This is a genomic window from Dactylosporangium sp. NPDC005555, assembly GCF_040605635.1.
Taxonomy (GTDB): Bacteria; Actinomycetota; Actinomycetes; order Mycobacteriales; family Micromonosporaceae; genus Dactylosporangium.
This window is the reverse complement of sequence record NZ_JBEXDG010000064.1, coordinates 1-23,935: the sequence shown is the minus strand read 5'-3', so window position 1 is coordinate 23,935 and position 23,935 is coordinate 1. Positions and strand designations below refer to the sequence as shown.

At 73.8% G+C, this 23,935-nt stretch carries 18 protein-coding genes, 1 rRNA gene and 3 pseudogenes; 4 read left to right on the top strand and 18 right to left on the bottom strand.

The window, feature by feature from the left end:
- Positions 1-63: 63 nt before the first annotated feature.
- Positions 64-549: an anthrone oxygenase family protein gene (locus tag ABZS58_RS42490; protein ID WP_354789643.1), complete on the top strand. Its 486-nt coding sequence runs from the start codon at positions 64-66 to the stop codon at positions 547-549.
- Positions 550-1,089: 540 nt separating this feature from the next.
- Here the strand turns inward: ABZS58_RS42490 and ABZS58_RS42485 are convergent.
- From ABZS58_RS42485 to steA, 8 genes and pseudogenes are all read right to left on the bottom strand, one after another.
- Complete coding sequence (locus ABZS58_RS42485) at positions 1,090-1,674, bottom strand: NUDIX hydrolase (RefSeq protein WP_354789642.1); 585 nt, start codon at positions 1,672-1,674, stop codon at positions 1,090-1,092.
- The gene (locus ABZS58_RS42480; RefSeq protein WP_354789640.1) at positions 1,671-3,380 is read right to left on the bottom strand and encodes a CTP synthase; all 1,710 of its coding nucleotides are present in this window, start codon (positions 3,378-3,380) and stop codon (positions 1,671-1,673) included. Before ABZS58_RS42480 ends, ABZS58_RS42485 begins: the two co-directional genes overlap by 4 nt.
- A gap of 70 nt (positions 3,381-3,450) precedes the next feature.
- Positions 3,451-5,547 (bottom strand): hypothetical protein, encoded by a 2,097-nt coding sequence (locus tag ABZS58_RS42475; RefSeq protein ID WP_354789639.1) that lies wholly within the window; start codon positions 5,545-5,547, stop codon positions 3,451-3,453.
- A 25-nt stretch (positions 5,548-5,572) separates the two neighbouring features.
- Entirely contained in the window at positions 5,573-6,646 is a 1,074-nt protein-coding gene (locus tag ABZS58_RS42470) for a glycosyltransferase family 4 protein (protein ID WP_354789687.1), read from the bottom strand.
- Positions 6,647-6,672: 26 nt separating this feature from the next.
- Positions 6,673-8,253, bottom strand: a complete 1,581-nt coding sequence (locus ABZS58_RS42465; protein ID WP_354789638.1) for a lipid II flippase MurJ — start codon at positions 8,251-8,253, stop codon at positions 6,673-6,675.
- A gap of 380 nt (positions 8,254-8,633) precedes the next feature.
- Positions 8,634-9,230: pseudogene (locus tag ABZS58_RS42460) on the bottom strand (hypothetical protein); the annotation flags it as partial.
- Positions 9,231-9,963: 733 nt separating this feature from the next.
- A complete protein-coding gene (locus ABZS58_RS42455; RefSeq protein WP_354789637.1) occupies positions 9,964-10,917 on the bottom strand; it encodes a copper transporter in 954 nt (317 codons plus the stop codon).
- Between the two features lie 22 nt (positions 10,918-10,939).
- On the bottom strand, positions 10,940-12,112 hold the full coding sequence (gene steA, locus ABZS58_RS42450) for a putative cytokinetic ring protein SteA (RefSeq protein ID WP_354789635.1): 1,173 nt from the start codon (positions 12,110-12,112) through the stop codon (positions 10,940-10,942).
- A 44-nt stretch (positions 12,113-12,156) separates the two neighbouring features.
- Between steA and ABZS58_RS42445 the strand changes: the two are divergent.
- Positions 12,157-12,450: pseudogene (locus ABZS58_RS42445) on the top strand (PASTA domain-containing protein); the annotation flags it as partial.
- Here the strand turns inward: ABZS58_RS42445 and ABZS58_RS42440 are convergent.
- The 7 genes from ABZS58_RS42440 to ABZS58_RS42410 all read right to left on the bottom strand — a co-directional run bounded on the left by ABZS58_RS42440 (position 12,355) and on the right by ABZS58_RS42410 (position 18,786).
- Positions 12,355-13,122 carry a VTT domain-containing protein gene (locus ABZS58_RS42440; RefSeq protein ID WP_354789633.1) on the bottom strand — a complete coding sequence of 256 codons (768 nt, stop codon included), beginning with the start codon at positions 13,120-13,122 and terminating at the stop codon, positions 12,355-12,357. The pseudogene ABZS58_RS42445 and the gene ABZS58_RS42440 sit on opposite strands and share 96 nt — an antisense overlap.
- A gap of 51 nt (positions 13,123-13,173) precedes the next feature.
- Positions 13,174-13,947, bottom strand: coding sequence for an MOSC N-terminal beta barrel domain-containing protein (locus tag ABZS58_RS42435; protein ID WP_354789632.1), 774 nt, complete (start codon positions 13,945-13,947; stop codon positions 13,174-13,176).
- Between the two features lie 192 nt (positions 13,948-14,139).
- Positions 14,140-15,900, bottom strand: coding sequence for a DNA repair protein RecN (gene recN, locus ABZS58_RS42430; RefSeq protein ID WP_354789630.1), 1,761 nt, complete (start codon positions 15,898-15,900; stop codon positions 14,140-14,142).
- Positions 15,901-15,939: 39 nt separating this feature from the next.
- On the bottom strand, positions 15,940-16,827 hold the full coding sequence (locus ABZS58_RS42425; protein ID WP_354789628.1) for an NAD kinase: 888 nt from the start codon (positions 16,825-16,827) through the stop codon (positions 15,940-15,942).
- A 263-nt stretch (positions 16,828-17,090) separates the two neighbouring features.
- A complete protein-coding gene (locus ABZS58_RS42420; RefSeq protein WP_354789626.1) occupies positions 17,091-17,900 on the bottom strand; it encodes a TlyA family RNA methyltransferase in 810 nt (269 codons plus the stop codon).
- Positions 17,900-18,115, bottom strand: a complete 216-nt coding sequence (locus ABZS58_RS42415; protein WP_354789624.1) for a hypothetical protein — start codon at positions 18,113-18,115, stop codon at positions 17,900-17,902. The genes ABZS58_RS42420 and ABZS58_RS42415 overlap by 1 nt, the downstream gene beginning before the upstream one ends.
- Positions 18,112-18,786 (bottom strand): hypothetical protein, encoded by a 675-nt coding sequence (locus ABZS58_RS42410; RefSeq protein WP_354789622.1) that lies wholly within the window; start codon positions 18,784-18,786, stop codon positions 18,112-18,114. Before ABZS58_RS42410 ends, ABZS58_RS42415 begins: the two co-directional genes overlap by 4 nt.
- A gap of 125 nt (positions 18,787-18,911) precedes the next feature.
- On the opposite strand from ABZS58_RS42410, the gene ABZS58_RS42405 reads away from it, so the two are divergent.
- On the top strand, positions 18,912-19,250 hold the full coding sequence (locus ABZS58_RS42405; RefSeq protein WP_354789620.1) for an SCP2 sterol-binding domain-containing protein: 339 nt from the start codon (positions 18,912-18,914) through the stop codon (positions 19,248-19,250).
- Here the strand turns inward: ABZS58_RS42405 and ABZS58_RS42400 are convergent.
- Positions 19,247-20,269 carry an HAD-IIA family hydrolase gene (locus ABZS58_RS42400; RefSeq protein ID WP_354789618.1) on the bottom strand — a complete coding sequence of 341 codons (1,023 nt, stop codon included), beginning with the start codon at positions 20,267-20,269 and terminating at the stop codon, positions 19,247-19,249. The genes ABZS58_RS42405 and ABZS58_RS42400 overlap by 4 nt on opposite strands.
- Before the next feature lie 535 nt (positions 20,270-20,804).
- Positions 20,805-21,401: pseudogene (locus ABZS58_RS42395) on the bottom strand (Replicase polyprotein 1ab); the annotation flags it as partial.
- A gap of 243 nt (positions 21,402-21,644) precedes the next feature.
- Here ABZS58_RS42395 and ABZS58_RS42390 point away from each other — a divergent pair.
- Positions 21,645-23,633, top strand: coding sequence for a hypothetical protein (locus ABZS58_RS42390; RefSeq protein WP_354789616.1), 1,989 nt, complete (start codon positions 21,645-21,647; stop codon positions 23,631-23,633).
- 214 nt (positions 23,634-23,847) lie between these two features.
- On the opposite strand, the gene rrf is transcribed toward ABZS58_RS42390, so the two are convergent.
- Positions 23,848-23,935: ribosomal RNA gene (rrf, locus tag ABZS58_RS42385) — 5S ribosomal RNA — on the bottom strand; the annotation flags it as partial.

The following is a 23,935-nucleotide window of genomic DNA, read 5'->3' as shown; positions in this document are numbered from 1 at the left end:
GACACATGGATCGGCGATGCTCGGCCATGGCGCGTCTGCGGTGCACCGGATTGACTGAACCGCATGGAACAGTTGCGCAGCGCCGTCCTGGCCACGGCGACCCTCCTCGTCGGCCTGTCCGCGGGCGTCTTCTTCGCCTACTCCACCTCGGTCATGCTCGCCCTGCGCCGCGTCGACGACCGCACCTTCGTCGACGTCATGCAGAAGATCAACGCCGCCATCCTCAACGGCTGGTTCCTCACCGCCTACGTCGGCGCCCTGCTCGCCGCGATCGCCGCGGTCCTGCTCCACCTCGGCGGCACCCACCGGCCGATGCTGCCCTGGCTCATCGCGGCCACGGTGCTGTACCTCGTGGTCTTCGTCGCGACAGCCGCCGTGAACGTCCCCCTGAACAACCAGCTCGACGCCGCGGGTCCCGTCGCCTCGATCCCCGACCCGGCCACGGTCCGCGCGGCCTTCGAGGACACCTGGAACCGCTGGAACACCGTCCGCACGCTCTCCTCGGCGGGTGCGCTTCTCTGCCTGGCAGTGGCGCTGCTTCGGCACTGATGGCGGGTTTCGTCCCTCGTACGGCATTTCGGTCCGCGAGGCTTGTCGCGGGAGCGCCTTCCGCCGTCCTGTCCGTGTGCGGGCGGCCAATCGCTGGGCCGATGGTCCCGCACAGCCTCCGGCCGCGCGACGGGTAGCGTGGTCGCCCTGAGTGCCGTGCCTGAGGTGACCTCCGCACCGCCGCGCTCACACGATGAACCGCCGCCGAGGTACCTATGTCGTGGCGCACCACCGCCGCTGGTTCCAAAGCAAAGACCAATGCGACACCCACCGCCCAGCCCACTATCGGTTTTGCAGCCAGCGGCGGTGGCGTCACCACCGAATATGTACCTCGACGGCGCGAACCATGTGCGGACGGCGGCGCGGAGGTCACCTCCGGCACGGCAACCACCGCCACCACGCCACCCATTGCGCAGCCGAAGGCCGCGCGCACCATCGGCCCAGCGAATGGCCGCCACCACTTGGGCCGGACGACAGAATGCGCCCCCGCGGCACGGGCCCGGTCGCGGCAGCAGGAAGCGCGACCAGGCCCGAAGCACGTCAGGTGGCGGAGGCCGCCGGACGGAGGGTGGTCCAGTCACGGTCCCGGGCGTGGGCGGCGCCGAGGATGCCAACCATGCAGGCCGCGTTGGTGACCTCGCCGCTCAGGGCCATCCCCACGGCCACGTCGAGATCGATCCAGTGCAGCTCCATCTCCGCCTCCTCGTGGGTGCGGGCGTGCCGCGACCCCTCCGGCACCGGCGAGATGTCACGGGCGAGGAAGAGCCGGATCTTCTCGTTGGAGCAGCCGGGCGACGGATGCACCTCGGCGAGCAGGTCCCAGGTCGCGGCGGCGAGGTCGACCTCCTCCGCGAGCTCGCGAGCGGCCGCGTCGACGAGGGGTTCGCCCTCCACGTCGACGAGGCCGGCGGGAAGCTCCCACAGGACGGTGCGCACCGCGGGCCGGTACTGCCGCACGAGGGCGACCCGGCCGCCGGTGTCGACCGCGACGACCCCGACCGCACCCACATGGACCATGTAGTCCCGCAGGGCGGTGCCGCCGCCGGGCATGACGACGTCATCGGTGAAGATGGCGAAGACCCTGTTGCGCAGCCGTTCGGTGTGCGACAGCACCTCATACGTCATGCGTCGACGGTTTCGAGGTCGACGGGGAGGCGGTCGGCGGCGTTGTAGGCGACCGCCGCGCCCACGAACGCGGCGAACAGCGGGTGCGCGCGCGTCGGGCGGCTCTTGAGCTCGGGGTGGGCCTGGGTGGCGACGAAGAACGGGTGCCGCTCCCGGTCCAGTTCGACGAACTCGACGAGCCGGCCGTCGGGTGACGTGCCGGAGATGAGCAGGCCGGCGGAGGTCATGGCCTCGCGGTAGGCGTTGTTCACCTCGTACCGGTGGCGGTGCCGCTCCGACACCTCCGGCGTGCCGTACGCGTCGGAGGTGAGCGTGCCGGGGGCGAGGACCGCCGGGTAGGCGCCGAGGCGCATCGTGCCGCCGAGGTCGCCCTTGCCGGCGACGATGTCCTCCTGGTCGGCCATGGTGGAGATGACCGGGTCGGTGGCGTCGGCGTCGAACTCCAGGGAGTTGGCGCCCTCGACGCCGGCGACGTTGCGCAGGACCTCGATCGTCATGCACTGCAGGCCGAGGCACAGGCCGAGGGTCGGGATGCCGCGCTCGCGGGTGTACTGCGCGGCGCCGATCTTGCCTTCGATGCCGCGTACGCCGAAGCCGCCGGGGATGACGACGCCGTCGACACCGGCGAGGGCCTGGGCGGCGCTCGCCGGGGTGGTGCAGGCGTCGCTGGGCACCCAGCGGATCTCGACGCGGGCGCGGTGCGCGAAGCCGGCGGCGCGGACGGCCTCGGTGACCGACAGGTATGCGTCGGGCAGGTCGACGTACTTGCCGACGATCGCGACGGTGACCGTCTGCCGGGGGTGGTGGACGCGCTCGAGGAGGTCGTCCCACTTCTTCCACGCCACGTCGCGGAAGGACAGGCCGAGGCGGCGCACGACGTACGCGTCGAGGCCCTCCTCGTGCAGGACCCGCGGGATGTCGTAGATGCTGGGCGCGTCCGGTGCGGACACGACCGCTTCGGCGTCGACGTCGCAGTACAGGGCCAGCTTGTTCTTGGTCTTCTCCGGGATCTGCCGGTCGGAGCGGCAGACGAGCGCGTCGGGCTGGATGCCGATGCTGCGCAGGGCGGCGACGGAGTGCTGGGTCGGTTTGGTCTTCAGCTCGCCGCTGGGCGCGAGGTAGGGCACCAGCGAGACGTGCAGGAAGAAGCAGTTGTCGCGGCCGATGTCGTGCCGGACCTGCCGGATCGCCTCGAGGAACGGCAGCGACTCGATGTCGCCGACGGTGCCGCCGACCTCGGTGATGATCACGTCGGGCGCGACGCCGTCCGCGTCGGGTGCGGACATCGCCCGGATGCGGGCCTTGATCTCGTTGGTGACGTGCGGGATGACCTGGACGGTGTCACCGAGGTACTCGCCGCGCCGCTCCTTGGCGATGACGGCGGAGTAGATCTGGCCGGTGGTGACGTTGGCGTTGCGGGACAGATCCTGGTCGAGGAACCGCTCGTAGTGACCGATGTCGAGGTCGGTCTCGGCGCCGTCCTCGGTGACGAACACCTCGCCGTGCTGGAACGGGTTCATGGTCCCGGGGTCGACGTTGAGATACGGGTCCAGCTTCTGCATGACGACCCGCAGACCGCGGGCGCTGAGAAGACTGCCGAGGCTGGAGCCGGTCAGACCCTTGCCGAGTGAGGAGGCGACGCCCCCGGTGACGAAGATGTGCTTAGCCTGCCGGCTCGCACCGGTCCGTGTCGAAGAGCGATCCACGGGAGTTCAGCCTAACAGCAGGTGAACGGCCCCGCCTCGGACACTCCGGGCGGCTCAGCCGTTGGGACGCTCACCGTGTCCGGTCGTCGGCGTGGTCGAGCACGCGCAGGCAGGCGAGGACCGTCAATGGCGCGGCGGTGGCGAGGGCGGCGCCGAGGACGTTGAGCGACACGCCCTCCACGACCCCGGCGAGCACGCTGGCCAGCACCAACCCGGCGAGAGCGCCGCGGACCGGCGGGAAGACGCCGAGCAGTCGGCGGAAGCCGCCCCAGTCGCGCAGCAGCACGAACGTCACGTAGAGGACCGTGCCGATGACCAGGATCGTGAGGGGGCTGGTGACCGTTGTCACCACGTTCGCCTCGCCGATCCGCCGGGCGATGAACCCGGCGGTGCCGTCCTGGGTCCGCACGAGGAGCCTGCCGACGCTGCTGCGCTGATCCTCGGGGCGGAACAGGTCGAGCACGCCGATCCCGGCGGTGACGGTGAGCGCGGCGACGACCGCCCAGGCGAGCCGGGTGATCGTCAGCCAGCCGCCGACGGCCATCGCGGCGGCGGCGCAGACCCCGGCGGTGAGGGCGACGGCCCCGGAGGCGTCGGCGCCGAGGTACGGGCTGCCGATGACGACGAGCCCGGCGGCGCCGACGACGGCCATGACGAACGGCCGCCACCGCCGCTCGAAGCGTTGCGCGAGGCTGGCGCCGCCGAGGAGGACCCCGGTGACGAGCAGCCCGAGCCCGATGACGCCGACGCCGGCGTACCGCCCACCGGCGGCCGCGGAGTAGCCGGCGACGCCGTTGAGCTGCAGGCGCGCGCCGGTGAGCACGTCCAGGGCGACGGCGAGGGCGCCGACGGCGGCGACCCCGCCGAGCGGCGCGTTGGCGCGGCTCCGCGACGACGTCAGCGCGATGACGGCGGTGGCGACGGCGAGCGCGGCGAGGGTCACCCCGCCGAACCCGAGACCCGGCGACGACCACCGCCACCACGGCAGCAGGTCCGCGACCAGCGCGGCGGGCACCGCGAGGGACGCGGCGATGAGCAGGACCTCGGCGGCGCGCACGACGAGCCGCGGCGCGGGCGGGTGCGCGATCGGGCCGGCCGGTCGGCGGGCCCACCGCAGCAGCGGCACGACCAGCACGAACAGCGCCAGTTCGGCGACGACGAGCAGGGTGAAGAACGTGGACCCGACCCGCTGCTGGACGCTGGTCTCGCGGTCGGCGTCGGCGAGCCGCTCGACGGCCTGGTCGACGGATGCCGGCCTGCCGTTGTCCATGGTGGCGGCGCCGCCGGCGAAGAGCTTGCCGGGGATCGGCCGGTCCAGGGCGGACAGCGCGGTCGGGGCGAGGTCGACGACCTGCACGTAGCCGGGCCGCGACGTCGACGGCGAGGTGAGCCAGCCGCCGGTGTAGCCGGGGCCCTGCGCGATCGCGACGTGCAGGCGGCTGCTGGCGTCCAGGTCGGACAGGCCGGCGAGGACGACGACGGCGCGTTCGGGGCGGGCCTCGATGACCCGTGCCAGGGCGGCGTCGGAGCGGCGGGCGTCCATGGCGCGGGACGCGGCGTCGGCCCCGACGATCTGGCCGGCGTCGACGAGGGTCAGCGCGCACGCGGACAGCAGGCTCTCGTCGACGGTGTCGGCGTACCGGTCGACCCGCCCGTACGGCCTGGCGGCGGCGATCGCGGCGCCCGGCCCGACGGCGGTGGTGCACCGCACGCCCTCGGCGAGCGCGCCCGGCTGGGCACCCCAGTGCAGGGCGCGGTTCTTCGCCACGACGATGCCGTGCTCGGGCAGCGACGCGCCGGTCTTGGTCCCGTCCGGGGAGATCGTGACGGCGAGCGGCGGGCACGTCGAGGTGATCGGACCGGTCGTGAACGTCGCGTAGTTGCCGGCGCCGAGGGTGAGCCAGCCGTCGCCGGCGCAGGTGACCCGCCGCGCGGAGCGCACCGACAGGGCGCCGATCGCGCCGTGCTCCGCCAGCTGCCACATCGTCGGCGTGTCGGTGGGGTTGACGTCGTCCCAGCGCAGCCCGGCGACCCCGACGACGATGACGTAGTCGGCGGACGGCGGGACGGCCTCCGCGGCGGGCCGCGGGATCAGCGCGAGCAGCGCCAGGACCCCGACGAGCAGGGACAGCAGCGCCGGCGTGAAGCGATGCAGCCGCTGCCGCATCAACGCTCCCCGCGGGTGCGGCGGGTCACGCCCTTCCGGCAGCTCCCGGCAGCTGCGCGTACACCGCCTCGACCTGCTTCAGGGTGTCCCGCTCGGTCGGCCAGGTCGCCGCCCTGGCCAGGCCGCGCCTGCCGAGCTCCCGCAGCGCGGCCGGGTCGGCGAGCAGCGCCTCGACGGCGGCGGTGAACGCCTCCACGTCGTGCGGCTCGACCAGCCGGGCGCCGTCGCCCACCACCTCGGGGATGCCGCCGACGGCGGTCGCGACGAGCGGTACACCGGCGGCCAGGGTCTCCTGGACGAACAGCGGCTGCCCCTCCCACACGCTGGTCACCACGACGAGGTCGGCGGCGGCGAGCAGGTCGGGGATGTCGTCGCGGTAGCCGAGCAGGTGCACCGGCGCGTGCTCGGCGGAGATCCGCTGCGCGAGCGTCATGTAGGACGGTCCGCTGCCCGCGATCGCCACGAACGGCTGCGGCCTGTCACCATCCGCTGACCAGCGCGCGGCGACGAGGGACTCGAACCCCTTCTGCGGGTGCAGGCGGCCGACGGCGAGCAGCAGCGGCCGGCCCTCCTCGACGCCGAGCTCCTCGCGGACCTCGTCGCGGGTGCGCGCCGGCGGCGGCAGCACGGGGGCGGGCACGAGCGCGAGCCGCACGTCCCGGCCGCCGAGCTCGCGGACCCGCTCGACGAGGTCGGTGGAGACACCGAGGGTCACGTCGGCGGCGCGGGCGACCCGCCGCTCGAGAGGGTGGTAGAGCCTCGCCCGCAGGCCCTGCGCCAGGACGAGGTTGTGCCAGGTGACGACGAGCGGGGTGCCGGTGGGCCGGGCGAGCGCGGCGACGAACCCGGCGCGCAACCCGTGCGCGTGGATGACGTCGACACCTTTGAGTGAGCGGCGCAACGCCCGGACGGCGAGGACGTCACCCGGTTGAGGACTCGCGGGGATCTCGACGGGGACGAACGTGGCGCCCCTCCGGGCGAACCCGAACTGCTCGCCGGTCGCGGCGGGCCCGTGCACGCTGACGTCGTCGCCGCCCGCGACCAGGCCGTCGACCAGCATGCCGACGTGCCGCCCGACGCCGCCGGTGCTCGACGCCATGACCAACGCGATGCGGGCGCCCACCCTCAGCCCTTCCTGTGTCTGAGCCGCTGCAGGGTCCGCCGGTCCATGACCGCCACCCCGGCGAGGAACACCACCGCCACCGCGACTCCGCACAGCATGCCCTGTGCGATCGCGCCGGGCGCACCTGGGGTGTCGCCGCCCCAGATGACATCCTTGAGCGTCAATGCCACGGCCGCGGCGACGGCTGCCGATGTCACGGCGGCAGCTGCTGTACGACCTGCGCCACCGACGGCCTGCGCTCCGGCCCTGGCCCGGACGGTGAGCGCGAGAGCGGCGGCGAGCACGAGCATGCCTGTCGAGTTGGCAGCGGCCAACGCGGCGACCCGGCGGTCCAGCGGCAGCGCGACGGACAGCGGCACGGCGGTGGCCGCGACGACGGCCCAGCCGAACCCGGTCGCCCAGGCGGCGGCGTAGGCGTTCCCGCCCGCGTACAGGGCCCGGGACAGCAGCGCGAACACCCCGTAGCCGACCAGTCCCGGCGCGAACCAGGTGATGCCGGCGGCGAGCTGCCCGATGTCCGGCGGTTTCGACGACAGCTCGGCGAGGACGACCGCGATCGGCTCGGCGAGCACGACCAGCGCCGCCGCGCCGAGGCACGTCACGACGACCACCGTGCGGAGCGCGGGCGCGAGCACGTCGGCGAACCGCTGCCGGTCCTTCGCCTCGCCCGCCTCCGCCAGGCCCGGGTACGCGGTCGTCGCCACCGGCACCGCGAGGACCGCCCACGGCAGCAGGAAGATCGTCTGGGCGAGGCTGTAGACGACGACGGCGCCCTCGCCGGCGTAGCCGCTCAACGCGATCGCGAGCCCGAGCACCAGCTGCTGGCTGCCGACGGTGACGATCCCGGCGACGACGAGCGGCTTGAGCGTGCTGATCCCGGCGACGTCGAAGCGCAGCGTCGGCCGGATGCTGAGCCGCAGGCGGCGCAGCGGGACGAGCAGGCTCAGCGTCAGCACGGCGACCGCGAGGGTCGTGCCGCCGGACAGCAGCCACAGGTCGGCGGCGCTGACCCGGCCGAGGTCCGTGCCACGTCCGGCGAGCACGCCGAACGTCACGTACACCGTCATCACCGTCACGCTCGACAGCAGCGGGGCGATGACCGGCCAGGCGAACCGCCGGTACGTCTGCAGCGTCCCGGTGAGCACGATGCCGACGCCGTACAGGGGCAGCTGCGGGGCGAACACGCGCAACATGTCGGCACCCGCGTCGACGGCGCTCGCCGGCTGGCCGGGCATCAGCACCGTCACCAGCGGCCGGGCGAGCAGCGCGACGAGGACCGCGGCGGGGACGAGCAGCACGACGACCCAGCCGAGCAGCGCCGACACCGTCCGCGCGACGGCCTGCTTGTCCTGCCGGGCGACCGCCCCGGCGAGCATCGGCACCACGAGACTCGCGAGGGCACCGCCGGCGACGAGCTCGAAGATGATGTTCGGGATGGTGTTGGCCGCGGTGTACGCATTCCCGAGAAACGTCGGCCCGACGGACCAGTTGAACACCAGAATGCGCGCAAATCCGGCAATCCGGCTCAGCATGGTGAGCGCCGCGACCAACGCCGCGGCCCCGATCAGCCGCCTACCGGTCACCCGTCGCGTCGTGGTCTCGGCGACGGCCTCGGCCTCACCCGGCCGCCGCTGTCCGCGTCGGCCCCGGCCCGCACCGCCATCTTGCCCACAGCTTCGCCCGCTTCGCCGCCGGGCGTCGCCGCGCTTCCGGGCGCGTCCCCGGCTCCGGCACCCTCGATCACGCCGGCCCCTTCTGTCGAGCCGGCCCCTTCGATCGCCTTTGCTCCTTCGGACGAGCCCGCGTCGGTCGCGCCTGTCCCTTCGGACGCGTCGGCCCCTTTTGTCGGGCCAGCCTCTTTTGTCGGGCCGGTGTCGGACGCGCCGGCTCCGGAGGCCGCGGCGATGTCGTCGGGGCTGACCGCGGGTGGCGTGGCCATCGCGGCGGGTGAGGTGGGCTTCAGCCGGCCGAAGTGGTCGATCGCCCGCAGCGCCGGCGTCTTCTCGATGACCTGCGTGAAGCTGACCTTCTCGCTCGCCGCCGTCAGCGCGACCAGCCCCGCGAGCGCGGCGAGCCGCCCGAAGGTGCCGGTGCGCGCCACGTACGCCGTGCCGAGCACCGCACCGAGCGCGTTCGCCCCCGCGTCGCCGAGCATGATCTCCTCGCCCAGGTCCTCGGCGAGCAGCGCCCCGGCCGCCCCGAGCGCCCCCGCGGCGACCCCGCCGCCCTTCCCCGCCGCGAGCGGCGTGCCGACCAGGATCCCCGCCTTGATCGCCCGCCCCGGACGCAGGTCGAGGAGGTTGAACAGGTTCGCCGTCCCCGCGATGACCCCGGCCCCGAGCACCACGTCGACAGCCCGCCGCCGCGGCAGCAACGCCGCCGCCACGAGCGCCGCGGCCCCGACCCCGGCGATCTTCACGAGGCCACTGGTCACCCGGCCTTCCTTCAGCGCCCCGAGATGCCCCCGGAACCCTTTCGCCGAGTGCTCAGGCCGCCCACCGACCAGATCGTCGTAGAACCCGACCGCCCCGGCCCCGAGCCCGGCAACCGCCGCGGCGCCCATGACGGCAGGTCCGCGGCCACTCCGATCCCACCCGCTCCTCCGAAGCCCGTCCCGCCGCCGCGCACCCCCGCCGCGCCGGCCCCGACCCGACCCGGTCCCGCCGCGCTCAGACGTGTCCTGCCCGTCCGCATCACGCCCGGCCCGGCCCGACACGGACCCGGCGCGCCCGCCCGCGTCACGCCCAGCCCGGCGCGACCCGATCCCGCCGCGCTCAGACGTGTCCTGCCCCGCCGTGTCTCGTCCTGCCCGGCCCGACACAATCCCGCCGCGCTCAGACGTGTCCTGCATGGCGTCGGCGCGGGCCGCCCCAAGCCGTGCTGGACCGCGGCGCCCGGTCTTGCGCTGCCCGCGGTCCGGGCCGAGCGCGTCCTGCTCGTCTGCGGCGGCAGCGGGCGGCTCGAATCCGTCGGACGACGCTCGGGCCGCCCTCGCGTCGCCGGACGGACGGGCCGCTTCCGCAGCCGAGCGCGAATGCCCCGCCGCGCCGGCGGTGCGCACGGCGTCGGACCGGCGGCGGGCCGCTTTCGCCTCCGAGCGGGATGCGTCACGGTTTCCGGAGCGGCCGGCGGCACCGAGAACCGCGCCGGTTGCGGCGCCGATGGCGAGGGCGGGGCCGCCGGCGAGGGAGACGGTGCGGCCGCGGAAGTTGGTGCGGTCGAGGGCCGGGTGGCCGCGCAGCTCGCGCAGGGCGGCCCGGGCGGCGGCGGCGCCGGCGGCGGCCGCGAGCAGCTTACGAACCACTGGCCGCGCTCGCCGACTTGGGCAGGAGGCTGGTGGCGCCGCTGCCGATGCCGTAGTGGCCGGTCTTGCCGCCGATGCGCTCGACGAGGGCGAGGACGGCGGCGACCTGGCCGTTGGCGGTGACGGCGTTGTCGACGGTCGAGACGCTCTTCGCGATGGAGGCGTCGGCGCGGACCGAGGACACCAGGCCGTTGGCGGACAGGCCGGCGACCACCATGTCGTTGGACAGGGCGAGGGCGAAGCGGGAGACGGTGGTCAGGGCGACCGCGTTGCGCTCCTTCGCGTCCTTGCCGCTGGCGGGCGCGCCGGCGATGACGATGACCGCGTCCGCGGGGGTCTTCAGGTCGCCGGCGAGGTCGATGTAGCCGCCCGACTCGTACGCCGACAGGACGGCCCGTGTGCCGTCGACCTGCGGCGCGCCGGGCTTGTCGGCCACGAGGACCGCGGCGAGCAGCGCCGCCGAGGTCTCCTGGCCCTTGCCGTTGTTGGGCAGGGCGCCGCTGATCCCCGGCGGGGCGGAGGACTCGGCGAGGTCGAGCAGGGTGTCTTCGCTGGCCGCGGCGGTGAACCGCTCCTTGATCGTGACGGTGCCGGTGACCTTGGCGCCGGCGGTCTGCAGCATCGTGGCGATGCCCGTGGCGGCGGTGTCGACGTCCTTGTCGCTGCCCTCGATCTTGACGAGGAGGACGTTGTGGCCGGGGAGCTTGCTGTTGAGCAGCATCGGGGCGACCTCGGTCGCGAAGTCCGAGTTCTTCTTCAGCTCCGACCGCGACTGGTCCAGGTCGTCACGCAACTGTTCCTTCTCGTCGGTGATCTTGTTGACCTGGTCGTTGAGGGTATCGGCGAGCGGCCCGTTCGCCGCTGCGGTCCCGACGACGAGGCCGATGGCGAGCGCCAGGAAGACGGCGGCCAGCGACACCACGTGGTACCGGAAGTTGATCAAGGTCGGTCCCGTCCAGAAGGCGCTAGGAGAACAGCGTGAAGATCAGGTTGTCCCACCACTCGGCGATGACGCTCAGATAGGCCCGGCCGATCGTGGTCACCGCCAGGGCCGCCGCCATCGCGGCGATCGCCGAGGCGAGCAGCAGGACCAGCGACGAGCCCGACAGGCTCTGCCGGTAGAGCCGGCTGACGCCCTTGGCGTCGACCAGCTTGCCACCGAGCTTGAGCCGGGTGAGGAAGGTGGAGGCCATGCCGCCGCGACCCTTGTCGAGGAACTCGATGAGGGTGTTGTGGGTGCCGACCGCCACGAGCAGCGACGCGCCCTTCTCGTCGGCGAGCAGCATCGCGATGTCCTCGCTCGTCGCCGCTGCCGGGAACGTGATCGCCTCGACGCCGAGCCGCTGCACGCGGGCCAGCCCGGGCGCCCGCCCGTCGGGATAGGCGTGCACGACGACCTCGGCGCCGCAGCGCAGCACGTCGTCGGAGACCGAGTCCATGTCACCGATGATCATGTCGGGCGTGTAGCCGGCCTCGACGAGCGCGTCGGCGCCACCGTCGACGCCGATGAGCACCGGCTTGTATTCCCGGATGTACGGCCGCAGGACGTCGATGTCGGCCTTGTAGTCATACCCGCGGACCACGATCAGGCAGTGCCGCCCGGCGATCTCGGTCTGGATCTCGGGCACGCCGACGCCGTCGAGCAGCAGCGCGCGCTCCTGCTTCAGATACTCCATCGTGTTGGCGGCGAACGCCTCCAGCTGCACCGACAGGCCCTCGCGCGCGTCGGCCATCGACAGCGCGACCGTCTCGGCGTCCTGCCGCTGCCCCTTGGCGACCGCGTCGTCGCCGACATAGACGGTGTCGCCGTCGATGCGCACGGCCCCACCCTCGCGGAGCCGCTCGAACAGCTCCTCGCCGAGGTCGTCGACGAGGGGGATCCCGGCCTTGATCAGGCCCTCGGGCCCCAGGTTGGGATAGCGGCCCGACACGGACGGCTTCGCGTTGAGCACCGCGGCGACCCCGGCCGCGACGAGCGAGTCGGCGGCGACGCGGTCGAGGTCGACGTGGTCGATGACCGCGATCTCACCGGGGCGCAGCCGTCCCACCAGACGTTTGGTCCGCCGATCCAGCCGCACGACGCCACCGATGACACCCGGCTCGGCGGGCCGGGTGCGGCGCAAGGTTGGAAGTCGCATCTCAACCATCCTGGCATGGACCTCTGACAAAAGCCGCGCGCGACATGTCCACTACCAGGTGGAAGGGGGCTTTTCGTGCATCGGGTGACGCCCGTCACCCTTCCCGACTGTCAGCCAGGCGACACATTTTCAGCGTATTCACGACGGCACCGCGCTTCTCTAGTCCCTGGAAGCATCGGAAAGGAGCCGCCGTGACCCTCTCGTCGATCAGCCTGACCCTGGTGCCGAATCTCACCGGGAAGTCACCCACCGAGGCCGCCACCGAGCTGCGGGCCGCCGGGCTCGAGCTCGGGGTGATCCGCGAGGTCGGCCCCGGCGGCACCATGATCGTGCTGGAGCAGTCGACCCTCCCCCTCACCGTCGCCCCGCGCGGCACCAGGGTCAACCTGCTGGTCGGCGTCCCGTGACGAGACCGGCCCGCCGGCCTCCGGCGAGGTGATCCGCCGCAGGACCTCGGCGACCACGAGGAGGACGGCCGCACCCGCGTAGGCGAGCAGCAGCGCATGCCAGGGCCGCCCGTCCAGGAACCGCCCGCACGCGTAGCCGATGCCACCGGCCATGGCCGCCCAGACGCTCACGCCGAGCGCGGTCCACGCCTGGAAGCGCGCCGCCGGGTAGCCGACCACCCCGGCGGCCAGCGCCGACGCCGACCGGCCGCCCGGGAGGTACCGGGCGAACACGAGCACCTGACCGCCGCGGCCGTTCAGGGTGCGGTGCGCCCAGCCGTACACCTGCAGCCCACGCCGCCGCGTCCGCAGCCGCCGCAGCACGCCCGCCCCGGCCCTGACCCCGATCCGGAACGACACCACGTCACCCGCGAACGCCCCAGCCGCCGCGGCGACGACGACCAGCCAGATCGCGGGCCGTCCCGTCTGCGCCGACACCACCGAGACCGCGATCAGCGTCGATTCGCTCGGCGACAACGGCACCACCGCGTCCAGGGCCGCCACGACGAACACGACCAGCACCACCCACGGCGTCGCCGCGAACGACGCAACGAGATCCCGCATCGACCGACTGTCCCGCGACGCGCCGAACTCCGACCGTCGCGGGAACGACCATCACCCGTCGGTTTCGATACGTCCCGTCTGCGTCACCGTGGCGTACCAGCCGAAGCACGCCGCCGTCCCGAACTGCCCCACCGGCATCCGGTAGTGCCCGGCGAGGGTCCGCAGCAGCCCGCCGTCCATCACCTCGCCGTTGCCGGTCTCCAGCGACGGCACCACACATCGCGGCGTCGGCACCTGTACCCGCAGCCGCACACCCCCGGCCGCGACCTCCTCCCCGGGTGCGGGGTCCTCCGGCAGGTCGAGCAGGAGGTTCGGCCGGAACCGCCGGTGGTCGACCGCGGTCCCGTGCACCGCGGCGAGCCGCCGCAGCGCGCCGGTGGTGACGACGTGCACCGCCCCGAAGTCGTGGAACCTGCCGCTGCCGATCACGCTGAGCACGTCACTGCCGGCCTCGGCGCCCGCCCACGAGGGGATCATGCCGGCCTCCCGGGGCCAGAACCGGTGCAGCACCGCCCCTTCCGGCACCACGTCGGTCACGGTCACCGCCCGCCCCAGCCACGACGACAGCACCTCGGCGGCCTCCCCGTCGCCGTCGAGGGCCGCGGTTCTCCCGTCCGGCAGGTGTACGTGGTCGCCGCTCGCGCGGACCCGCAGAAGCCGGCCCCAGAGCCTGGGCTGCTTCGCGCTGACCACGACCCCGTCACCGTCGACGCACGCCCACCGCCGATCACCCGCCAGGCCGTCGGCGGTGACCTCGGCCGCGCCGAGCCGCTCCCCACCGGCGGACTTCATCGGATACCGCCACACCTCCACCACCACAGCCACGCGTCCGACAGTAGGGACCGCGCCCCGCCCGCGCATGCCCGGATGCCCGCGCGTGGACCGGGAACGGCTCGACCTCGGAGACTTCGCCACATGGGGTCGTGCGCGAAGTCGCCGAGATCGAGCCGGAGCGTCAGGACACCGCCGAGCAGCCCCCGCCATCACCGGACCCGGCGAGCGGGCGGGCCGGCAGCGTCAGTGGTGGGACTTCTCGCGGTCGGCGACCGACAGCAGCTCCTCCGCGTGCGCGATGCCGAGGTCCGAGTCGGGCAGGCCGGCCAGCATCCGGGCCAGCTCACGCGCCCTGTCGGTGTGCTCGACGACCCGGACGCCGCTGGTGGTGACGGCGCCGCCGGTGTCCTTGGCGACGACCAGGTGACGGTCCGCGAACGCGGCCACCTGCGGCAGGTGCGTCACGACGAGGACCTGGTGGTCGCGGGCGAGGCGGGCCAGGCGCTTGCCGATCTCGACCGCCGCGGTGCCGCCGACGCCCGCGTCGACCTCGTCGAAGACCAGGGTGGGCGGGCCGCCGACGCCCGCGAAGACGACCTCGATGGCCAGCATGACGCGGGACAGCTCGCCGCCGGAGGCGCCCTTCTGCAGGGGCTGGGCGGGGGCGCCGGGGTGCGGCAGGAGGCGCAGCTCGATGTCGTCGGCGCCGTCGGGGCCCACGCCGGCGTCGGTGCCGCCGGCGGTGGGGACGGTGGGGCCGGCGCCGGCGGGCTTGGAGGCGACGACGACATGGATGCGGGCGTGCGGCATGGCGAGGCCGGCCAGCTCGACGGTCACGTCGGCGGCGAACCTGCCGGCCGCCTCCTGACGGGCCGCGGAGAGGGTCGCGGCGACCTCGGCGACCTCGCCGTGCAGGCGGCGACGCTCCTTGTCGAGCTCCTCGAGCAGCTCGTCGGACGTGTCGAGCTCGCCGAGCTTCGTGCGGGCGCGGTCGGCCCAGGCGACGACGCCGTCGACGTCCTCGGCGTATTTGCGGGTGAGGGCGCGCAGCGCGGCGCGGCGCTCATAGACCTCCTGGAGGCGGCCGGGGTCGGCGTCCAGGGACGCGAGATAGCTGCCGAGCTCGGTGGAGACGTCACCGGCGAGGGTGGCGACCTCGTCGAGGCGGGCGGCGAGCTCGCCGAGGACCCGGTCGACGCTCGTCTGCGCCTCGAGGGTGCGCCGGGCCGTGGACAGCAGGCTCAGCACGTCGGCGACGTCGTCGCCGCCGTCGCCGTTGGCGGTGAGGGCCACGTGGGCGAGCTGGGCGGCGCTGCGCAGGCCCTCGACGTGCTCGAGCCGCTGGGCCTCCTCGCGCAGCAGCTCGTCCTCGCCGGGCTGCGGGTCGACGCGGCTGATCTCGTCGAGGCCGAGCCGGAGCAGGTCGGCCTCCTGGCTGCGCTGCCTGGCGTTGGCCCGGCGGTCGGCGAGGTCGTCCTCGACCGCGCGCCAGCGCGTGTACAGCTCGGCGAAGCGCCCCAGCAGCTTCTCGTGCTCGGGTCCCGCATAACGGTCCAGGGCGGCGCGCTGCTCCGACGGGCGCAGCAGCCGCAGCTGGTCGGACTGGCCGTGCAGGGCGAACACCCGCTCACCGACCTCGCCGAGGACCGCGACGGGCACGGTGCGGCCGCCGACGTGCGCACGGGATCGGCCCTCGGCCGTCAGGGTGCGGCTCATCAGCAGGGTGCCGTCGTCGTCGACCTCGGCGCCGGCGTCGACGATGCGGCTCTCGACCGCCGCGCGCAGATGCGCGGGCAGCTTGACGCGGCCGTCGACGGTGGCGCGACCAGGGTCGGCACGGACCCGGCCCGCGTCGGCGCGACCGCCGAACAGCAGACCCAGGCTCGTCACGACCATGGTCTTCCCCGCGCCTGTCTCGCCGGTGATGACGGTCAGGCCCGGGCCAAGGGGCAGTGTGGCGTCTTCGATCACGCCGAGTCCGGTAATGCGGAGTTCCTCCAGCACAGTGACAGACACTAGCTGCGGAGTACGACACTTCTCCACTCAGCCGTGCCGTTTGTTGTGTCTCCAACCGTCGACCGGCAGGCCGAACTTCGCGACGAGGCGGTCCGTGAACGGTCGCTCACGCAGCCGGACCACCCGGACGGGGAGGGCGCCGCGCCGGACGGTGACCGTCGATCCGGGGGCCAGGTCCATGACCCGCCGGCCGTCGCAGGACAGCAGCGCGAAGCTGGTGAACGGCTCGACGTTGACGGTGATCGTCGACGTCGGCGCGATGACGAGGGGCCTGCTGAAGAGGGCGTGCGCGCTGATCGGCACCAGCAGCAGCGCCTCCAGCTCCGGCCACACGACCGGACCGCCGGCGGAGAACGCGTACGCCGTGGAACCCGTCGGCGTGGCGCACACGACACCGTCGCAGCCGTAGCGGGACAGGGGGCGGCCGTCGACCTCGACGAGCAGCTCCAGCATCTTCTCCCGGGCGCCCTTCTCGACCGTCACCTCGTTGAGCGCCCACGAGGACCCGACCGGGTGACCGTCGTGCTCGGCGAAGACGTCGATCGTGAGGCGTTCATCCACGGTGTACGTGCGCTCGACGACCTCACGGACGGCCTTGTCGACGTCGCCGATCTCGGCCTCGGCGAGGAACCCGACCTTGCCGAGGTTGATGCCGAGCAGCGGCGCCTTCGCGGGCCGGGCGAGCTCCGCCGCCCGCAGCAGGGTGCCGTCGCCGCCGAGCGCGAACACGATCTCCACGCCCAGCGCGGCGGTCTCCCCGCTGACGGGGACGGCGCGGGGGATGTCGAGCTCGCCGGCCTCCTCGGCCAGGACACGGACCGTGAACCCGTTGTCGAGCAGGTCCGCGGCCACGGTTCGGGCGTGCTCGTTGTTGCTCCGCTTCCCCGTATGGGTGACGAGCAGGGCCTCTCTCACGCCGCCACCTCCGCTGCGCTCCGGCGCCGCCGCGAGCCCACACTGCGCCCATGGTGAGCGGTCACTCCGCTACGCTCCGGACCACTCACGCCGTCACCTCCGCTGCGCTCCGGCGCCGCCGCGAGCCCACACTGCGCCCATGGTGAGCGGTCACTCCGCTGCGCTCCGGACCACTCACGCCGTCACCTCCGCTGCGCTCCAGCGCCGCCGCGAGCAAACACTGCGCCCATGGTGAGCGGTCACTCCGCTACGCTCCGGACCACTCACGAAAGCCGCCCTTCTGGCACGGAAGCCGCGGCGTACACCGCGTCGGGTGACACGGGCGGCGCGTCGCGGCGCAGCCAGAGGAAGAACTCGACGTTGCCGGACGGTCCCGGCAGCGGGCTGACCGTCACCCCCGCGACGCCGAGGCCGAGCCCCGCGGCGGCGGCGGCCACGTCCAGCACCGCCTCCGCCCGCAGCGCCGGGTCCCGCACGACGCCGCCCTCGCCGACGCGCTCCCGGCCGACCTCGAACTGCGGTTTCACCATCGGTACCAGATCACCGTCGGCTGACGTGCAGGCCGCCAGGGCCTCCAGAACGAGCCGCAGGGAGATGAACGACAGGTCGGCGACGGTCAGGTCGGCCGGACCGCCGATCATGTCCGGGGTGAGGGTGCGCACATTCGTGCGTTCGATCACAGTGACCCGCTCGTCGGTGCGCAGCGACCACGCGATCTGGCCGTAGCCGACGTCGACGGCCGCGACGGAGGCCGCCCCGCGGCGCAGCAGCACGTCGGTGAACCCGCCGGTGGAAGCTCCGGCGTCAAGGCATCGCCGCCCGAGCACCGGCAGCGCCTCGAACGCCGTGAGCGCCCCGACGAGCTTGTGACCGCCGCGGGAGACGTAGTCGTCGCCCGTGGCCGCGGGCAGGACGTTGACCGGATCGGCCGGGTCGACCTGGGCGGCGGCCTTCCCGGCCAGGACGCCCCGCACCTCGACGCGTCCCTCGGCGATCAACGCGGCCGCCTGCTCCCGTGAGCGGGCCAGGCCGCGGCGCACCAGCTCGGCATCGAGTCGTGTCCGCCGCGCCATCACCGTTCCTCGATCGTGCCCAATGTCTCCTGCAGCGCGCGGTGGGCTTCGGCGTACACCGAAACCTGCCGCTGCAACGGCAGCGACGCTACCCCGTTGAGGGCCTCGACCGCTGCCTCGACCCGCCCGAGCGTCGTGGCACCCGGCGGACCGGGCGTCGGCCCGCCGGAAAAGCCAGGGCCCGGTCGCGGAACGGACTGGGGGGCGATGCTCACGAGGACGACGCCCGCTTGCGCGGCGCGGCCTTCTTCACCGGCGGCACGTCGGACGCCGCGGCGATCTGCTCGACCGCGGCCTTCGCCGCCGCCTTCTTCGCCGGAGCGCTCCGCTTGACCGGCGGCGCCTTGACCGGAGCGGCCTTGGAAGCGGCCGGCGCGGCCTTGGAAGCGGCCTTGGAAGCGGCCGGCGCGGCCTTCTTCGCGGGCAGCACGTCGGACGCCGGGCCGGCCTTCTTGGCGACCGTCCGCTTCGCCACCGTCTTCTTCGCGGCCGTCACCGCCGGCGCCGCGACCGGCTCCGGCTCGACGACCTCGGCACCGACCGGCAGCGCCGGCTCCGGCTCCACCGCCGGCGTCGCGGACTTCGCCGCCGCCTTCAGCTGCGCCTCGAGCTCGTGCACGCGGCTGGTCAGCGCCGCGACCTCCTCGGCGGTGGCGAGGCCGACGGCGCCGAGGGCGCGGTCCAGCTCGTACCGGACGAGCTTGGTCATCGCCTCACGGTTGGCCGTGCCGGCCTTCACGAGGTCCTCGGCCATCACCTGCAGCTGCTCCGCCGTCGCGCCGCTCCTGCCGACGAGCCGGCGGACCGTCTTGGTCGCCTTCTTCGTTGTCGACTCGGTCATGCCGTAGGCCAGTTCCAGGTATGCCCGCCAGGCTTCCTGAGCCATGCTTGCGCCTCTCCTCCAAGTGGTGTACCCCTGCTCACGCTACCGGGCGGTCCGTGACGCCGTACGGTACGGTCACAATCCAAGTGTCCGCATTGGACATTTGAATGCACGGAAACGGGGAAAACATGGCCACGGTCGAGGAATGCCGCGCCGCGCTGCAGAAACTCGCGGCGAAGCTCGCCGCGAACGCGGCCGCGGCCAGGGAGAAGCTCGACTTCGACCGGTCCCTCGCCTGCCGGGTCACGGACCTCGACGTGGCGTTCCACGGTCAGCTGCAGGGCGGGCAGATCGCCAACCTGACCGACGGCGACGACCCCCGCGCGAAGATCAAGCTCACCGCCTCCAGTGACGACCTCGTCGCCCTCGTCAACGGTGAGCTCAACGTCATGCAGGCCTGGACCAGCGGCCGGATCAAGATCGACGCCGGCGTGTTCGACCTGTTGAAGCTGCGGAAACTGCTCTAGATCCTCATCCACGACAGGGCGGCCTCGGCGGCCTCACCCTTCGCGGTGACCGGCCGGACCTCGCCGGCCGCCCACGCCACCGCGCACAGCGCCTTCAACGCGTCGACGCGCCGCCCGTCGCCGGACAGCACCCACCGGTCGCCGTGGTCGTCGACCCGCCACTGGTTCGTCCCCGCCTCCGGTGCCGTCTCGAACAGCCCCGCCAGGTCCTCGGCGACGAACGTGGGCCGCCGCTCGACCGGCGCGGCGAGGAGCTCTGCCGCGTCGCTCACCCCGGTGAGCACGAGCAGGCTGTCCATGCCCGCCCGGTACGCGCCCTCGATGTCCGTGTCGAGCCGGTCGCCGACGACGATCGGGTGCGTCGCCGACCGCTCCCGCGCCGCCTCCAGGAACAGCGTCGGGTCGGGCTTGCCGACGATCGTGTCCGGCTGCCGCCCGAGGGCCGTGGCCAGGGCCACGACCAGCGACCCGTTGCCCGGCAGCGGCCCGCGCGGCGACGGCAATGTCTTGTCGGCGTTCGTGGCGATCCACTTCGCACCGCCCCGGATCGCGACCGACGCGTCGGCGAGGTCCCGCATGGCGACGTCGGGCCCGTAGCCCTGCACGACCACCTCGGCCTCCTCCGCCGCGGTGACCGGCCGGAGCCCGACGGCCTCGACCTCCTCGCGCAGCGCCGGCGCGCCCAGGATCAGCACCGGCGTCCCGGCCGCGAACCGCTCCGCGAGCAGCAGCGCCGTCGCGTGCGCGGACGTCACGACCTCCCGCACCTCGGCGGGGATGCCGATCCGGGTCAGCAACGCCGCGACGTCACCGGGCAGCCGTGAGGCGTTGTTGGTGGCGTACGCGCTGGGAATCCCCCGCTCACGCAGCCGCGCACACGCCTCGGCGGCGCCGGGAATCACCTGGTCGACGAGGTACAGCACCCCGTCGAGGTCGAAGATGACCAGGTCGTAGTGGCTGACGAGGTCCCCGCCGGCGGTGTCGCCGGCGGGAGCCTCGGTCGTCTGCCCGTCAGGCACGCTTCGTCCCGCTGCCATCACCGTCGGTTCCGGTGCCGTCCTCGGGGGTGGCGTCACCGTCGCGGTCGTCGTCGTCCGCGTCGCCGCTCGTTGCCGCATCTGCGCTGCGTGTACGGCCGGCGCCCGTCACCCGATCGTCGTCCTCGACGGGTGCGTCGGTGTCGCGGTCGTCGTCCGCGCCGTCCTCGTCCTCGTCGTCGATGTCGTCGTCCGCGTCGTCTTCGTCGTCGTAGTCGTCGTCATCGTCGCGGTCGTCGTCATCGTCCGCGTCGTCTTCCTCGTCGTCGTAGTCATCGTCGTCGTCCGCGTCCTCGTCGTCGCGGTCGTCGTCTTCTACGTCGTCTTCGTCTTCGTCGTCTTCGTCTTCGTCTTCGTCATCTTCGTAGTCGTCTTCTTCGTCGTCGTCGCGGTCGTCGTCCTCGTCGTCCTCGTCGTCCGCGTCTTCGTCGTCGTAGTCGTCCGCGTCCTCGTCGTCCTCGTCGCGGTCGTCGTCCTCGTCGCGGTCGTCGTCCTCGTCGGCGGGGGTGCGGGCGTCAGCGAGGTCCTCGTCGTCGTCGTCGTCCTCGTCGCCGTCCAGGGTGATGCCGTCGAGCTCCAGGAGCCGCTCGGCGGCGTCGGTGGCGAGGTCCTCGTCCAGGTCGGCGGCGCGCGCGAACCACTCGCGTGCCTCTTCCCGGCGGCCCGCGCGCAGGAGGGCGTCGGCGTAGGCGTACCGCAGCCGAGCGGCCCAGACCGCCTCAGGTGCCGACGTCAGCTCGCGCACCTGCAGCATCGCCACGGCGGCGTCGTGCTGTCCCATGTCCCCGCGCGCACCGGCGGCGACGATGAGCAGCTCCACGATCTCCTCGGCGGTCAGCTTCTCCCGGTCCGCGGTCCGGAAGAGGTCGATCGCCTTCTCCGGCCGCTCCAGGGCCCGCTCACAGTCGGCGATGACCGCGATGTGCGTCTGCCGCCCCGTCATCCGGTGATACGTCCGCAGTTCCCCGAGCGCCGTCTGCCACTCGCCCGCGTGGTACGCGGCGAGCCCTGCGGCCTCTCGTACCACAGCGATCCGCGACGCCTTCCGCCGCGCGACGAGCGCGTGGGCGAGCGCCAGCTCAGGGTCGTCGTCGATGAGCTGTCCCGTGGCGATGAGCCGCCGGGCGACCTCCTCGGCGACCGGCCGCGCGAGTGAGCTCAGCTCGCTGCGCACCTCACGGTCCAGGTCCGACGGGTCGATGTCGTCGGCGAGCACCGGGTCCGCGACGCGGCTGACGGTCTCCTCGCCCTCGACCTCCTCGGCGACGAAGCCTGGGTCGCTCTGCCGCGGCCGGTATCCGCCGGCGTCGTCGCGTCGCAGCCCGTCGGGCCGCTGGGCGCCGGCGCCCCGACCACCGTGGTCCCGGAACCCACCGTCACGCTGCCCGGGACGGTCGCCCCGGTCGCGGCGCGGTCCACCCCGGTCGTCCCGGAAGCCGCCGGGCCGGTCACCGTCGCGGAACCCACCGCCACGCGGCCCGCCCTCGCGGTTGCCGCCCGGACGGTCGCCGCGGGGGCCACCGTCACGGTCGCGGAAACCACCGGGCCGGTCGCCACGGTCGTCGCGGTCGCGGAAACCACCCGGCCGGTCACCCCGGGCGCCGTCACGGGAGCCCGGCCGGTCGCGGTCACGGAAGCCACCCGGGCGGTCGCCACGGGGGCCGCCGTCACGGTCCCGGAACCCGCCGGAGCCGGTCGGGCGGTCGCCGCGCGGCGCGCCGTCACGGAAACCACCAGGACGGTCGCCGCGCGGGCCACCATCACGGTCACGGAACCCACCGGAACCGGTCGGGCGGTCGCCACGCGGCGCACCGTCGCGGTCCCGGAAGCCGCCGGAGCCGGCGGGGCGGTCGCCACGGTCACGGAACCCGGGACGGTCGCCGCCATCACGGTCGCGGAACCCGGGACGGTCGCCGCCATCACGGTCGCGGAAGCCACCGCCGCGCGGGCCGCTGTCACGGTCACGGAAGCCGCCGGAGCCGGTCGGACGGTCGCCACGCGGCGCACCGTCACGGAAACCACCAGGACGGTCGCCACGCGGGCCACCATCACGGTCACGGAACCCACCGGAACCGGTCGGCCGGTCGCCACGCGGCGCACCGTCACGGAACCCGGGACGGTCTCCCCGGTCGGTCCCACCACGGAACGGCGGCCGGTCACCACGGGCACTGTCCCGGAACGGGGGACGGTCGCCGCGGGGGCCGCCGTCACGGGACCCGCCGTCGCGGTCCCGGAAGCCACCGGAGCCGGCGGGGCGGTCGCCACGGTCACGGAACCCGGGACGGTCGCCGCCATCACGGTCCCGGAAGCCACCGCCGCGCGGGCCGCTGTCACGGTCGCGGAACCCACCGGAGCCGGTCGGACGGTCGCCACGAGGCGCACCATCGCGGAAACCACCGGGACGGTCGCCGCGCGGGCCACCATCACGGTCACGGAACCCACCGGAACCGGTCGGACGGTCGCCACGAGGCGCACCATCGCGGAAACCACCGGGGCGGTCGCCGCGCGGGCCGCCGTCGCGGTCACGGAAACCGCCGGAGCCACTGGGGCGATCGCCGCGCGGCGCACCGTCGCGGTCGCGGAAGCCACCCGGACGGTCGCCGCGCGGGCCACCATCACGGTCACGGAACCCCCCGGAGCCGGTCGGACGGTCGCCACGCGGCGCACCATCGCGGAAGCCTGGGCGGTCGCCACGGTCCGCGCCACCGCGGAACGGCGGCCGGTCACCACGGGCACTGTCCCGGAACGGGGGACGGTCGCCGCGGGGGCCGCCGTCACGGGACCCACCGGAACGCTCACCGTCACGGAGGTTCGGACGGTCGCCGCCATCGCGGTCGCGGAAGCCACCACCGCCCGAGCCGCCGGCGCGGTAGCCGCCCGAGCCAGCGGACCCACCGGAGCGGAAGCCACCCGGACGGTCGCCGCGGGGGCCGCCGTCACGGTCACGGAACCCCCCGGAGCCGGACGGACGGTCGCCACGCGGCGCGCCGTCACGGTCGCGGAAGCCACCCGGACGGTCACCGCGGTCGCCACGCGGGCCACCGTCACGGAAGCCGCCGGAGCGCTCACCGCCCGCACCGCCCGAGCGGTAGCCGCCGCCGGAACGCTCACCACCGGCACCACCGGCGCCACCGGAGCGGAAGCCACCGGAGCGCTCGCCACCAGGGCCGCCGGAACGGTAGCCGCCGGTACGGTCACCCGAGCGGTAGCCGCCGGAGCTGCCGGAGCCACTGGGGCGATCGCCACGCGGCGCACCGTCACGGTCCCGGAAGCCGCCGGAGCGATCCCCACCGGTGCGGTCGCCGCCGGCGCGCGGGGCGCCGTCGCGGGGAGTTCGGGAACCTGAAGCCGAGCCGCGGTCGCGGTCGGCGCCGGTCCAACGGGGTTTGCGGTCGCCGGAGCCGGGGCGCTCGCTCCGGTCCTTGCCGCCCTGGTTGTCGCGGTCGTGGGGTCCTGCAGTCACGACTTCATCCTTCCCGACCGGGGTGCGCTGCATGCGCTCGACCCGGTAAACGAATTAAGGGCCGCCCTAGGAAAGGGCGGCCCTTAATCGAAAATTTGTCCGGCGGCGTCCTACTCTCCCACACTCTCTCGGGTGCAGTACCATCGGCGCTGGAGGGCTTAGCTTCCGGGTTCGGAATGGGACCG

Coding starts and splice junctions, on each gene's coding strand:
- ABZS58_RS42420 (WP_354789626.1), bottom strand. CDS start 17,900: ATGGCGCGGCGGACACGACTCGATGCCGAGCTGGTGCGCCGCGGCCTG.
- ABZS58_RS42405 (WP_354789620.1), top strand. CDS start 18,912: ATGGCCACGGTCGAGGAATGCCGCGCCGCGCTGCAGAAACTCGCGGCG.
- ABZS58_RS42410 (WP_354789622.1), bottom strand. CDS start 18,786: ATGGCTCAGGAAGCCTGGCGGGCATACCTGGAACTGGCCTACGGCATG.
- ABZS58_RS42490 (WP_354789643.1), top strand. CDS start 64: ATGGAACAGTTGCGCAGCGCCGTCCTGGCCACGGCGACCCTCCTCGTC.
- ABZS58_RS42470 (WP_354789687.1), bottom strand. CDS start 6,646: ATGGCGTCGAGCACCGGCGGCGTCGGGCGGCACGTCGGCATGCTGGTC.
- steA (WP_354789635.1), bottom strand. CDS start 12,112: ATGCGACTTCCAACCTTGCGCCGCACCCGGCCCGCCGAGCCGGGTGTC.
- ABZS58_RS42475 (WP_354789639.1), bottom strand. CDS start 5,547: ATGCGGCAGCGGCTGCATCGCTTCACGCCGGCGCTGCTGTCCCTGCTC.
- ABZS58_RS42485 (WP_354789642.1), bottom strand. CDS start 1,674: ATGACGTATGAGGTGCTGTCGCACACCGAACGGCTGCGCAACAGGGTC.
- ABZS58_RS42440 (WP_354789633.1), bottom strand. CDS start 13,122: ATGCGGGATCTCGTTGCGTCGTTCGCGGCGACGCCGTGGGTGGTGCTG.